This is a genomic window from Kitasatospora sp. NPDC059817, assembly GCF_042731835.1.
Taxonomy (GTDB): Bacteria; Actinomycetota; Actinomycetes; order Streptomycetales; family Streptomycetaceae; genus Kitasatospora.
The window spans coordinates 6,176-18,527 of the sequence record NZ_JBHWIR010000155.1; the positions used below are offsets into that span (position 1 = coordinate 6,176).

Here is a 12,352-nt window from a genome sequence, read left to right on the forward strand (position 1 = left end):
GGGGGGCCCCCCCCCCGGCCGTGCCCCCCCCCCCCGGGGGGGCCGGCGGTGTCCCCGGGTTGGGGGGGGGGGGGGGGGCCCCCGCCCGCGACTCGTGGCCGCCCTCGAACGGGCGGCTCCACCCGGCGCTGTCCGAGAGGACCAGGCCCTACGCGACCTGCTGGGCCTCCCGGGCTGACAGCGAGGATACGCAGTGGCTCCTCCAGCGGGTCCGACTCCCGGGCTGACCAACGCCGACGCCCCGGCTGCCGCGTGATCCGGGTGGTACTGGAGGTCGACGACCGTCACCGTTCGGCAGCCCCGTAGCCGTGTGGGCGAGCCGCCCGGTTCTGGCCGTGCAGCCGGCCCCGCATCAAACGAGCCCAGCCGGTCGCCGGCAACGGACAGCTGCGCGGCCATAGCCCGCGAACTCCGCCTCTCCGCAATGGCATAGCGTCCGTCAGCGCCCTCCGCCCGTCTGCCTGACGGGCTGGATGTACCGTGCCCATCGCGCACGGTGCCAGCGAACGTACTCCAGGCCGACGTCATGGCCGGGCTCCGTTTCCAGACGCTGCCGCACTGTGCCGGTCACCGTTTCCACGACGCGCAGGTCGTCGGTCAGGTAGAGGCCGCCCTGGTCGAACTGCGTGTGGCAGTTCGGGCACAGGCACAGGACGTTGCCGGTATAGTCGGGTCCGCCTTGGCTCAGCGGGCGGATATGAGCACCTTCGCTGATCGTCTGGCGTGGTCCCGGGATTCCCAGGACGCTGCCGCACATCTGGCACTGGTTGCCGTACCAGTCCTTGACGTCCTGAACGACCGCCCCGTCACGCCTGACCCGGCCCTTCCTGTCCCTTACCCCGCTGGCGGGCACCGCGGCGGGCGCGCTGGCGGCATGGAGACCACCCGGCGGGAACAGTTCTCCCAGCGGCAGGGCCTGCGGCGAGCCGGTCGCGGTCCGGACCTGCCCGCCGATCTCGTCGAGAATGCCGCCGACGAGGTCCAGGGCATCAGGGCAGAGCAATCGGGCCCGATCCCGGCCAGAACGAGCAACCAGGGACCATGCCGCCTCGATGTGGCCGCCGGTGATCACGTCCGTGTCCTCGGCGAGGGCGAGCGCTGCCGCGATCCGGTGGGTGTGGGCGTCCAGTCGGACGAACTGGTCCTCCGGCAGGGACTCCTGGTCGTCGAAGCGAGCAGCGCTGAGCTGGACCGGCCAAAACTTCGCGGCGGCCTCACCCGTCATCGTGAACTGCACCTGTTGGTGCGACAGGCTGTCGTAGATCCGGGCGAGGCCCTCGACGGCCTGGGAAGCCACCGGCACTATCCGGCGGCCGGGGAGCGTGGCGCCGGGGATTACCTCTTTCCGGCGGAAGACCAGGAATCTGCTGGAGGAGGCCGCTTCCGTCTGTGCTCTGTACCTCCAGTCGCCCGCCGGCATCTCCCACAGCACCCCGATCTTGGGGGCCTCCCCCGCCTGGCCGCCCGCGCGCGAACGACGCTGATGTTCGAGGTTGCGGTACTCGTCGCCGTCCCAGGCCGTACGCAACGCGTACGCGAGGGAGTCATCGGAAAACGTCCTCGACGGGCGGTGCTTGACAGGGCTGCCGGTGAGCAGCAGAGAGAAGCCGGTGCCGGGCCGGGTACTCCGGGCGGACCGGCGCCAAGCGGCCCGCAGCCTGTCCGTGGTGGTGATGTCGTGGTGGCTGGTGAGCCGGCGAAAACGGCTGGAGTCCATACCGGCTGTGGCCAGGGCCGTGACCAGTGGAGGCCGGGCGTCGTCGGCCAGGAAGGCTCCCCACACCAGACAAGGCCATTCCATGTGGCCGACCGGCAGGACCGCCGAGGGGGCCACGGCGGCCGCCCACCAGCACAGGGCCGCCGCATAGACGTCCTCGGTGTGGATACCGTCCTGCAGCCCTGCCTGCCGCGCGATATCTCCCAACGGACCGCACATCACCACATCCGACACTGCGCCCTCCCCCTGTCTGCCATGCCACCCGGCCCTGGTGAACATCTATCACCCGTCACCGACAGAAGCCGTCCGGTGGCTGCCTCTCGTCCGGAGGCCCCCGTGGTCCCGGACGGCGACCGCAGCCGGGGGCGCAGCGGGCCCGGGACAAGGCCGGCGTCGAGCGATCCCCGGAGATCCCAGACGGGCAGCGAGGAGCACCACCAGGCCGACGGCCGACACCGGAGTGCCAAGGAAGGCTCTTGTGTCAGGCCCGGCAGCAGGACTCGCCCGGGTGGCTGTCGATCGCGGCCAGCAGGTCCTGAGCCGCTACTCGCACCGCAGGGTCGCTGTCGTGGGTCAGCCGGTCCGCTGTCGGTCGGCGGCTCAGCACGGTCTGGTGGGCTTCCAGTTGCACCTTCGGCTGCCGCGGATTGCCGTGTTCGAGGATCGTCTGCAGCAACTCGATCACCCCGGCCCGCGACGTCACGGTCTCGGTGACCGCGAGGTCCCACAGAAAGGGAGCAGCGGCGGCAGTCGCATCGAAGACCGCCAACTCACCAATCCACAGGGCGAGATCGCTCAGGGCTGCCGCACTCGCGAGGGCGTCGCCCCATGCGATCCGCGACAGCACGCCGGGAACATCTGCCGCAGATCCATAGGCATGCTTCAACTCGTCCCAGCGCACACGGCTTACGCCCTTGAGAATCGTCCCCACCCAAGCACTCCAGTCCACTCGTCAGACCTATGGTCCGGTCGGACTCATTCCACCTCGCCGACCGCCATGACCGCGAGTCCGGGCCGACACGACGCATGGGCACTCTCCGCGGGCGAGGCCGGCGCCGTGGTGGAGAGCGCGAATGCCGTCATGGCCAGTCCAGCGCATCCAGATGGCGCCGTCCGCCGGCGGGCAGTCGAGGACCGTCCGGCCCAGGGCCTGGTCGGCTGGCATCGGGGCTACTGTTCACACCGGCCAGCGGAACGTTTCCCCCCGCACCCGCACCCCCCAACCGGGCCGACGGCGGCTGGTCGACCCGACCGGGCCGCTCCCCCGTCGCGTGGTGCTGATCCTCCCTTCTCCACTTGCCCACTGACATCCAGCGGGGCCACCCCGGAGGCGGACAGGTCCTTGGTGAGCACACGAGCGCCGCCAGCCTGTAGTCCTCGGACAGGGGCCAGTTGTCCGCCCTCATGATCGGCACCAGCCCGGCCTGGACGGCACGGTCCTTGGGACCGAGTGGGTCAGCACGCGGCATCGGGGCCGAATCCCGCTTCCGCGCTGCAGCGCAGAATGGTGCTCCTGACGTCGGCCGGCAGGAATTCGTCTTGGCGGGCAAGCCATTGCTCTCGGCCAGCAACAGGACAAGATCAACTCTTGATCCGAGAAGGACAGCCTTGCCGAAGACCTCGCCCGCGAACTCCAGGGTCGGAACCTGCCAGCACGTGATCAGCCGCCGCTCCGAGCCGCCTTCACGAGTCCGGGCCCTGAACTGGGCACTGCCAGTCGGCTGCATCGATCGCGTTGCCCAGCATGTCATTGAGGTGGAAGCAGTGGCCGTTGGCCCACACCGTGACCGAATCCCGCCGATGGTCGACCTGGAAGGGCTCGTCCCCACGCAACGTCCCGGACCAGGAACCGTCGCCTGCTGGTGAGTGAGTGACAATGGCGCGGGTCTGCCCCGGCGGAATCCGGTAGGTATCCGCCCAGGGCTCCACGGCCAGCTTCAGCGGCGCTTCACCGTCGTTTCCGACCAGCAGCCGCGCAGTTCCCCCAGCGAACATCTCCACCTCTTCTTGCCCTTGAGGGCGGTCTCACACGCGAACACCGTCCACAGGCGTACGCGGCCTGATCCTCACACACGTGATCACGTGTTCCAAGCCACCACCGAACTTGATCGAGCGGCTTCGGTGCCGTTCACCTGACAGCTGTTGGGTGGTTCCGATAGCCCTGGGGGCGTGAGATACGCACACGGTGGCGGGTTGACCGACGCTGGGAGGGCCGCAAGGGAGCGGGTCCGGCTCCAGGCCGTGGAACGCTTCGCAGGAGGGCAGAAGAACCGGGAGATCGCCGCCTCGTTGCGGGTCAGCGAGCGGTCCGTAAAGCGCTGGCGCCGGCAGTGGTGCGAGCGCGGCGAAGCCGGAGTTCTCTCAAAAGGAACACCGGGATAGTCGAGGCTCAGCGGCGCACAGGTCTCCAGACTGGAACGGGATTTGGATAGCGGCCCGCTGGTTCACGGCCGGGTCGACCAGCGGTGGACACTCGCGCGGATCACCGGCGACGAGGTCGAGGCGCTGGTGGCGGCCCTTCCGGCGCTGAAGCATCTGGCAGGGCTCGAAAGCCAGGACCGCGAAGGGCCGAAGCAGTGACCGGGCAGCCGGTCGGCGCGGTCGCGGCGGCGGCGTTCCCGGTGGCGCGTTCCGAGGCGCGGCTGCTGGTCCCCGCCCTGATGTTCATCGCTCTGGTCGTGGCGGCGGTCGCCAGTCTCGGGACGCCGCTCATCACCAGCGTGGCGACCTCGTTCCACGTCTCGCTCGGCAGCGCGCAGTGGACGCTGACCGTCGCGCTGCTCAGCGGCGCCGTCGCCACGCCGGTCCTGGGCCGGCTCGGAGCCGGCCCGCACCGGCGGGCCACGATCCTCGCCACGCTGGCGGTCGTCGTCGCCGGCAGCGCGCTCACCGTGCTGCCGCTGCCGTTCGCGTGGCTGCTGGCCGGCAGGGCGGCCCAGGGCGTCGGGCTCGGGCTGACGGCGCTGATGATGGGCGTGGCCCGGGACCACCTCCCCGAGGAGCGCAGCGCGGCCGTGATCGCCCTGATCTCGGTGGTCTCGATCATCGGGGCCGGCGTCGGCTACCCGCTGGCCGCACTGCTCGCCGAGCTCGGCGGGGTACGGGCCGCCTACGGCCTCGGCCTGGTCGTCACCGCCGCCGCCCTCCTGACCGCGTGGCGCTCCATGCCCGAAGCCCCCGAAGACCGCTCCGCCCACGTGGACGTGGCAAGCGGCCGCTGCGCTGCTCCTGGTGCTGTTCCTCGCCGGCGAACGGAATCTGTGGAGCCGGCACCTCGCCGTGGTGGCAGGCCTCGCCGTCGTCGCGGTGGTGCTCCTCTGCGTCTGGGCCGTCATCGAGCTGCGCAGCACGACGCCCCTGGTCGATGTGCGGGCGGTGCGGCACCCGGCGGCCGCCGGGGCGAACCTCGCCATGTTCGTCGGCGGGATCGGCATGTACCTCCTGCTCACGCTCATCACCCGGTACGCGCAGACGCCGCACGGCGCCGGCTACGGCTTCGGGCTGACAACCTTCGTCGCCGGGCTGGTCCTCATCCCGTTCTCGGTGCTGGGGTTCGTCGCCGGCAAGCTCACGCCTCGCTCTCGCCCGCCGACGCTCGTCCGAGACCAACCCGTAAGTCAGATGCACCATCCCAACACTGGAGGTTCCATGCCCAAGGGGTACTGGGTCAGCGTCTACCGCACCATTTCAGACCCTGAGAAGCTGGCTGCCTACAACAAGCTGGCCGGTCCGGCCGTCAAGGCCGGGGGCGGACGGGTCCTCGCCCGTGACAGTCGGGTCGTCGCACACGACGCCGGAATCGCCGAGCGCACCATCCTGATCGAGTTCGACAGCTTCGAGCAGGCCGCCGCGGCCCGCGAGAGTGCGGCCTACCAGGAGGCGCTGGTCTCCCTCTCCGACGGCGTCGGGCGCGACTTCCGCATCGTCGAAGGCATCGACTGACCGAGGTCCAGTCGGATCTTCACTGAAGATCCACCATCCTGGTTTCCGCTGGTGCGGCGGGGTTCGTGGGTGCTCGTGCCGGCCGTGGGCGGCGGTCTTCGGCCTTGATCGCCTGTCAGCGGTCGAGTTCGAGGTTCATCAGGACGAGCAGGGCGCAGAGCAGGCAGCAGCCCGTCACGCGGCCGTGGGTCAGCCTTCGTCAGGGCGGGTCGATGTGGGCCGACGGTTCAGCTCGGCGCGAGTGTGCGCTGGTGGTCCCCGGTCAGCGGCGGCCGGTGGCCAGGATGACGAGGAACTGGCCGCCGCCCGCCTCGATGTCGGCGGTCACCGGCAGCCCCGGTGTCAGTCGGGAGAACCGGTCCACCAGCCAATCCGCCGCTTCCTGGGCGTCCTGCCTGGTCGGACAACGGCCCACCATCTCGCGGCCGCCCTTGCGCTCCAGCCTCGCGGCAACGGTGATCAACGGCGCGGGTTCGGCCACGTACAGGCGGTCCGGCCAGGCGATGACCACCTTGACCGCGCCCTTGCGGCTGTTGCACCCGCGGTGCGCGAGCCGCTCGGCGACCTTGGCCTTCCGGTCGGCGGTCCGGCTGTCGACGCTGGGCCCCCTGGGATCGTTCACCGACTTGTCGGGGTCGACCGGTTCGTCGCACACCCAGCATCGCCAGCCGTCGCGCTTGGCCACATCATCAAGGAGACTCACCCGGACAAACTAGCCTGCCCGGCCGCCACCCCGCGCACCAGGGCCTCGGCAACCAGGTGACCGTGCCCCGGAGGCCCACCTGTCCCATGCGTTCCAGGAGCTCCGTTCGCTGAACACTTCCGCGAACTTGTCGTTTCCGGGTCTATCGGGCAGTAGTGACGTCGCTTGTCTTCGGGTCTGGGCGGCACCAACGTGGTCGTCCGATTGATCGCGGCCGGGCAGTGGGAGATGAGAGAAGGGCGATGGTCCTCGGCCGGCCCCGCTCGGACCGGGTGATGCACCGCCTGGCCATCGCCGTACGGGCCGCCCCCGCCCGGCGTTCGGACATTCCTTGGGAGCTGCCAGCAGTGCGGTCCGGGGGCGGCTACAGCGCCTGGCGGGTACCTGACATTCCTTGGCTGTTCATCCGTCATCTCCACTGCCTCGGAGCTCCTGGGGGAAAGCCACAGGTAGTCCGGTGCGGTGACATCCCGCACGCGCACCGGCGCGACGGAGAGGGTAGGGCTGATGTCCGGAATAACCCGACGGAGGCTGCTGGGATCGGCGGCCGGCGCGATGGGAGCGGCAGCGGCGATGAGCCTGCTGCCACCGAGTGTCCAGCGGGCGGTAGCGGCGGGGGTGCCGAAGGCCGGTTCGCTGCGGGACGTCGAGCACGTGGTCCTGCTGATGCAGGAAAACCGGTCCTTCGACCACTACTTCGGCACGCTGGCCGGTGTTCGCGGCTTCGCGGACCCGAACGCGCTGCGGCTGGGCAACGGGCGCTCGGTGTTCTACCAGCCCGACAGCGTCAACCCGGACGGCTACCTGCTGCCGTTCCACCTGGACACCCGCACCACGAGCGCCCAGGCGATCCCGTCCACCAGCCACTCCTGGTCGGTGCAACACCGGGCCTGGAACGGCGGGAAGATGGACCGGTGGCTGCCCGCGCACCGGTCCGCCGACGGCGTCAACGGCCCGTACGTGATGGGGTACTACACCCGGGAGGACATCCCCTTCCAGTTCGCCCTGGCCGAGTCGTTCACCATCTGCGACAACTACTTCTGCTCGGTCCAGGGACCGACCTGGCCCAACCGGCTGTACTGGATGACGGGTTCGATCGGAGCCGACGGCGGCCAGGGCGGCCCGATCATCAAGAACTCGGCGCCCGAGCCGCTGACCTGGAAGACCTACCCCGAACAGCTGGAGGCGGCCGGCGTCAGCTGGCAGGTCTACCAGGAAGCCGACAACTACGGCACCAACATGCTCTCGCTCTTCAGGAGCTTCCAGCAGGCCGCGCCCGGCAGCGCACTGCACCGCAAGGGCATGACCGCCCGGCCGGCCGGCACCTTCGAGGACGACGCGCGCAACAACCGGTTGCCCGCCGTCTCCTGGATCCTGCCGACCAGCTACCAGTCCGAGCACCCGGACTACCTGCCCGCCGCCGGTGCCGACTACGTCGCCTCCAAGATCGAGGCGGTCGCGTCGAACCCCGAGGTCTGGGCGAAGACGGTGTTCATCCTCAACTACGACGAGAACGACGGGCTGTTCGACCACGTGCCGCCGCCGGTGCCCCCGGCCGCGACGCCGGGCGAGTTCGTCGGCGGCCTGCCGATCGGCGGCGGCTTCCGAGTGCCGTGCATCATCATCTCGCCCTGGACGGTGGGCGGCTGGGTCGCCGGCGAGGCCTTCGACCACACCTCGGTGCTGCAGTTCCTGGAGCGGTTCACCGGAGTCCGGTCGACCACCGTCACCGACTGGCGTCGCAACGCCTTCGGGGACCTGACCTCCGCCTTCCAGTTCAACGGCGGCGCGTGCAGGGCCCCGGCGCTGCCCCCGACCGCCGAGCAGCTCGAACTGGCCAAGTACGAGGTGGCGAACTATCCGGCGCCCGCCCTTCCGGGCGCGGGCCAACGGTTCCCCACCCAGGAGCCCGGCGACCGGCCGCACCTGCCCCGATAACGCCCAGTAACAATCGGCGGCCTTCGGCCAGGGCCCGGACCGAAGGCCGCTGCGCACCGCCGGCCCGGCCGTGTCTCGGGCCGGAGCGGCGACCCAGCCACCGCGACGCTATTGCCGATCGTCAACGTGGCCGCCCGTCCCCGAGAGTGCCGTCCGGGAGGCCCATGTTGAACCCGCGACGGCCACGGCCGCTGGGGGTTCGAACTGCATCGAAGCCACTTCGACCGGGTACCGTGCGGTCCTGCGAATCCATACCCTTGTCTTGGGAAAAGAAGTGCAGGATGCACATACTGGATGACCTCACCGGTCTTTCCTCTCGTGCGAAGACCCTGCTTGAACGAACCGGCCGGCGCGATGATCCACAGGATCCCCGGCCCTCCACCGATTTCCGGGAGCAGCGACGCGCCACGTCGTTGGCGCGCATTCATCTGGAGCCGAGGTGAATCCGGCCGACGCCAGGTTGAAGAGGCCGCTGCACGAGCAACAGCCACAGCAGCCGGACAACAGATCGCGACAGCCACCGGATGACGACCACTCCTCGACAGAGCTGATTCCACAGAATGTCCGTTAACGGGTCCTTCGACCGCGCCGGAGCGGTAAGTTGACGGCTGCCGACTAGGGAAAGAGCACCGACGTGACCATCGACCAGGCTGCCCTCGGCAGCGCCGTGAAGGCGGTCGCCGCCGCCGCACACACCGATGACCCCGCTGCGCTGTACCGCGCCGTGATGCCACCGACGGGCACGGACACGCCCCCGGCCGAGGCCGCCAACTGGTTCGGGACGCTCCTCATCCACCTGGCGCTCACCGCGGCGAGCACTTCGCGGCTGGAACAGGGCTGCCCCCGGGAGACCGTCTCGGAATGGATCGAAGAGGCACTGGGCCCGCTGCCCACCCCCGCGCTGCTGCGCGCTGCGGACCCCGGCCACATCGACCACGTCGAGGCGGTCCGCGCCGCAGAGGACTACTCCCAGTGCCGCGAGTATGCCGTCGACCTGATCCGGATCGGCCTGACCGATCCGAATGAAGCACCGGACGCGCGAGGCGTCGATGCCCACTGCACGGTGACGAACGACAAGGACGCGCGGATCACCGTGATGGCGATGCTCGGCCGCCTCGCCGCCGATCCTGGCGAGCGAGGTTGACGGCGCCTCCCCCTTCCGGGTGAGCGGAGTCAGCGGGCGGGAGGATCGGCTTCCACCCGCTGCCAGCGCCGTCAGCACGGCGGCAGGACGGCGCGTTTCAGGGCTGTGTACAGCGCTTCGGCCACGGTGCTGGCGAGACGGCGGTGGGCAGGCAACGCCGGTGGTGTGACGCGCGGGCAGGTGATTTACCGTCCAGCCCTCGGGGTGACTCCACGTCGTACAGTTCCCCGGCCGTCCGAGGACTTTCAGCAGCACCCCGACCTGGCCGTTGACCATGTTCGTGGGCTCACTCCAGAAGCTGCTTCGACCAGTCACCCCCGAAGCGATAGGCGCGGCCGTCATCGACCTCCTTCATCCCGCCGGGGACAATGTCCCCGTGGTACGGATGCTGTTTCGTCACCGCCGCCAGCAGGAACTCCACGAAGCCACCCTCGAACAGATCCCACTCCCGCATCGAGTCGAACTTGGCAGCGACCGGCCATCGGTCCGGATCCGGGCCCCGCATCAGCCAGAAGAACTGGTCGGAGTTCCAGTTGTTGCCCCACTTCAGAAGCCCACCCTCGGCCGGGAACAGCGGATACGGGCACTCGTCGTAGCCCCCTTCCTGGTAGGCCTGGGCCAGCATGGCGGTGTATCCATAGGGATCCGTGGTGTAGTAGAGGAATCCCGCGAAGCCGAGCGGCTGCCCGATCTTGGGACTGGGCGCCGCCGATGGTGTGCAGATGTGCAGCTCGTCACTGATGCTGACCATCCCGTATCGGTCGACGAACGCCCGGTAGTCCGCTGGCAGTTGGAATCCGAGCACCTCGGGCCCGAGCTCCCACGGGACCGGGACCACTCCGCCCAGGGGCGGCGGTCCGATCACTACGGCGAGCCGGTCCAGCCTCTCCTCGATGTTCACGTCTACTCCCATCAGCCGCCGGTTCTTGGTTCTTGCGGCACGGACTCGTTCTCAGGATCTCGTGGCGGCCGGGTCCGTGTCCGCGAACTGTCCCAGCCCAGGCGTGAAAGCGCTCCTACCAGGGAAACGGCCTGGGACTATCCTGGCGAATCAGTAAAAACGGACTGTCAGGTTCCGGACAGTGCAAGAACTGTCCGAAAGATGATCGCCAGCCCGTCAGGCGAGCTCGTGACCTGCGCCGTCACAGAAACACCACACCGCTTCCGGTCGGAATTGGTCTCGACCATTGCCTCGCCTTCACATTCGGAGGAGGCTCCTCGGCGAAGCGCAGGGGCACGGGCCCCGGCGCTCACCATTGGGAGGAAGACCACTCATGTCTCTTCGCAAGGCATTCTCCGCTGTGGCCGTGGCCGGGGTCGTGGCCGGCGGCGCCCTGATCGCCGCCCCGACCGCCCAGGCGTCCACCTACACCTACATCGGCATATACCCGACCGCCGCCGCCTGCCACGCGGCCGGCCAGGCGTATGTGAACAGCCACCAGGCCATCGTCTACTTCTGCGACACCACCACCGAGACCGGCCCGGCACGGCTCTCCGTAGTCCTCTACTGAGCCGCCGGAACGCACTTGATGGTGGGCCGCCGGTCGTGCGGCCCACCATCATCACTGAACGCCTCGCCGACGCCCAGCAGGAAACCGGCACCGTACTGGAGGCCGCGGCGGTCGGCGGGATCGCCACCCGGGCCGTCGCCGACGGCCGACAGCACCAACCCACCGCTGGTGAGCTTGCGGGCGCTCACCGACCGCCGTCCTGGGGGTGGGGGCCGAGAGCGGCTGCGGCCAGGGCCTGCACGACCGGCGCCCAACGGGCGATCAGGTCCATCACATCGGGCAGCTCTGCGGCGTAGGCGGTGAGGATGGTGCCGTCCTGGTTGCCGCTCAGGTCGATCGCGAAGCGGGGCACCGTGCGGTAGCGGTGATACGCCGTCATCTCCAGCGGAAGCTCCTCTCCTGCTGAGTGCGCAGTGGGGTAGGCGTGGCGCTCTGGCCGGCCCGGATTGGTCCACTCGGGCAGTCGTAGAAGACCCCCCGGAAGCGTGACAGTTCCGCGAACGGCTCGCACTGCCCGCCCTGTTCCACCAGACTCGCCCAGACTCACCATCACGGTCTTCGCGTCAAATCCTGTTCCTCTTGGTCGAGTTCAGGACCACGCGAAGGCCGCACCGCCGTCCCGGGAACACCCGGACGAGTGATCACCCGGCCCACCTGTTCGAAGCCGGACGATAAATCACAAGCTAAGCGTCGGCTTGAGCTGGAGGCGGAGTCGCACTCCTCGTGTTTCTGGTGGCAGGACCAGCAACGACCGCCGCCCACCAGGGTGACAGCCCCTCACGGCCCGGTCAGCCGCCGGTACCACCATGGCCGCCCCGACGCGTCGGGCCGGACGGAGGACGGCCGCCGGGCGGCGTACGGGTCCGGCAGCGTGCGCCGTTCGAACTCTGTGTCGAGCCCGGCGACGATCCGCCCCAACTCGCAGCGGGCGCGCGGTAGCAGGGCGGGGAGCATCGCCTCGATCTCGTCGCGCGCGCCGAGGACGTCGTGGCAGGGGCAGTCCGGCAGGGGCACGTACAGCCACCGGCCGGGCTGGCGCAGGAATTCCTCGTACTGGCCAAGCGCCCTGCTCAGGTACCCGGGCTCGAAGCGCCGGGCTTCGAGGCGTCGTACGGCGGCCTGGGCGTTGCGCCGCAGGCCTCGGATCTGGCTGAACGGTCGGGGCTGCGAGCCCCGCGCGTACCGCGTCTGGGCGCGCAGGGCGCCGGGCGGCCTACGCGGCATCGCCCTTTCTGAGGGAGGTCATGGGCTCACCCTGCCATGCCGCGTGCCGACGCGGGGCCCGCGGGGGGGGGCGGGGCGGCCGCGGGGGGGGGGGGGGGGGGTGGCGGGGTGGGTGGGGGGGGGGGTGGGGGGGTGTGCTCGGGGGCGGCCCCGCGGGGGGGGGGTGGGGGTGT

13 protein-coding genes and 1 pseudogene are annotated in these 12,352 nt (G+C 69.9%); 6 read left to right on the forward strand and 8 right to left on the reverse strand.

What is annotated here, in order from left to right:
• Nucleotides 1–439 precede the first annotated feature (439 nt).
• From ACFV61_RS26915 to ACFV61_RS26925, 3 genes are all read right to left on the reverse strand, one after another.
• Nucleotides 440–1,951: an HNH endonuclease gene (locus tag ACFV61_RS26915; protein WP_380494359.1), complete on the reverse strand. Its 1,512-nt coding sequence runs from the start codon at nt 1,949–1,951 to the stop codon at nt 440–442.
• A gap of 247 nt (nt 1,952–2,198) precedes the next feature.
• Nucleotides 2,199–2,648, reverse strand: coding sequence for a hypothetical protein (locus tag ACFV61_RS26920; protein WP_380494361.1), 450 nt, complete (start codon nt 2,646–2,648; stop codon nt 2,199–2,201).
• A gap of 752 nt (nt 2,649–3,400) precedes the next feature.
• On the reverse strand, nt 3,401–3,712 hold the full coding sequence (locus tag ACFV61_RS26925) for a hypothetical protein (protein WP_380486711.1): 312 nt from the start codon (nt 3,710–3,712) through the stop codon (nt 3,401–3,403).
• Between the two features lie 198 nt (nt 3,713–3,910).
• Here ACFV61_RS26925 and ACFV61_RS26930 point away from each other — a divergent pair.
• From ACFV61_RS26930 to ACFV61_RS26940, 3 genes and pseudogenes are all read left to right on the forward strand, one after another.
• A pseudogene (locus tag ACFV61_RS26930) lies at nt 3,911–4,294 on the forward strand (helix-turn-helix domain-containing protein); the annotation flags it as partial.
• An 83-nt stretch (nt 4,295–4,377) separates the two neighbouring features.
• On the forward strand, nt 4,378–5,415 hold the full coding sequence (locus ACFV61_RS26935) for an MFS transporter (protein ID WP_380494371.1): 1,038 nt from the start codon (nt 4,378–4,380) through the stop codon (nt 5,413–5,415).
• Nucleotides 5,366–5,659: a DUF1330 domain-containing protein gene (locus ACFV61_RS26940; protein WP_380494363.1), complete on the forward strand. Its 294-nt coding sequence runs from the start codon at nt 5,366–5,368 to the stop codon at nt 5,657–5,659. Before ACFV61_RS26935 ends, ACFV61_RS26940 begins: the two co-directional genes overlap by 50 nt.
• 262 nt (nt 5,660–5,921) lie before the next feature.
• Here the strand turns inward: ACFV61_RS26940 and ACFV61_RS26945 are convergent, their stop codons facing one another.
• The gene (locus ACFV61_RS26945) at nt 5,922–6,362 is read right to left on the reverse strand and encodes a hypothetical protein (RefSeq protein ID WP_380345399.1); all 441 of its coding nucleotides are present in this window, start codon (nt 6,360–6,362) and stop codon (nt 5,922–5,924) included.
• Nucleotides 6,363–6,869: 507 nt separating this feature from the next.
• Here ACFV61_RS26945 and ACFV61_RS26950 point away from each other — a divergent pair.
• Nucleotides 6,870–8,300: an alkaline phosphatase family protein gene (locus tag ACFV61_RS26950; RefSeq protein ID WP_380494365.1), complete on the forward strand. Its 1,431-nt coding sequence runs from the start codon at nt 6,870–6,872 to the stop codon at nt 8,298–8,300.
• A 634-nt stretch (nt 8,301–8,934) separates the two neighbouring features.
• Nucleotides 8,935–9,444, forward strand: coding sequence for a hypothetical protein (locus tag ACFV61_RS26955; RefSeq protein WP_063351740.1), 510 nt, complete (start codon nt 8,935–8,937; stop codon nt 9,442–9,444).
• A 286-nt stretch (nt 9,445–9,730) separates the two neighbouring features.
• Here ACFV61_RS26955 and ACFV61_RS26960 read toward each other — a convergent pair whose 3' ends face one another.
• Complete coding sequence (locus tag ACFV61_RS26960) at nt 9,731–10,345, reverse strand: hypothetical protein (protein ID WP_380494367.1); 615 nt, start codon at nt 10,343–10,345, stop codon at nt 9,731–9,733.
• Nucleotides 10,346–10,718: 373 nt separating this feature from the next.
• Between ACFV61_RS26960 and ACFV61_RS26965 the strand changes: the two genes are divergently transcribed.
• The gene (locus ACFV61_RS26965) at nt 10,719–10,955 is read left to right on the forward strand and encodes a hypothetical protein (protein ID WP_063351744.1); all 237 of its coding nucleotides are present in this window, start codon (nt 10,719–10,721) and stop codon (nt 10,953–10,955) included.
• On the opposite strand, the gene ACFV61_RS26970 is transcribed toward ACFV61_RS26965, so the two are convergent.
• The 3 genes from ACFV61_RS26970 to ACFV61_RS26980 all read right to left on the reverse strand — a co-directional run bounded on the left by ACFV61_RS26970 (nt 10,949) and on the right by ACFV61_RS26980 (nt 12,179).
• Complete coding sequence (locus ACFV61_RS26970; protein ID WP_380424369.1) at nt 10,949–11,143, reverse strand: hypothetical protein; 195 nt, start codon at nt 11,141–11,143, stop codon at nt 10,949–10,951. The two genes, ACFV61_RS26965 and ACFV61_RS26970, sit on opposite strands and share 7 nt — an antisense overlap.
• Complete coding sequence (locus ACFV61_RS26975) at nt 11,140–11,334, reverse strand: hypothetical protein (RefSeq protein ID WP_380494369.1); 195 nt, start codon at nt 11,332–11,334, stop codon at nt 11,140–11,142. The genes ACFV61_RS26970 and ACFV61_RS26975 overlap by 4 nt, the downstream gene beginning before the upstream one ends.
• 398 nt (nt 11,335–11,732) lie before the next feature.
• Nucleotides 11,733–12,179, reverse strand: coding sequence for a hypothetical protein (locus ACFV61_RS26980; protein WP_380424371.1), 447 nt, complete (start codon nt 12,177–12,179; stop codon nt 11,733–11,735).
• Between the last annotated feature and the right edge of the window lie 173 nt (nt 12,180–12,352).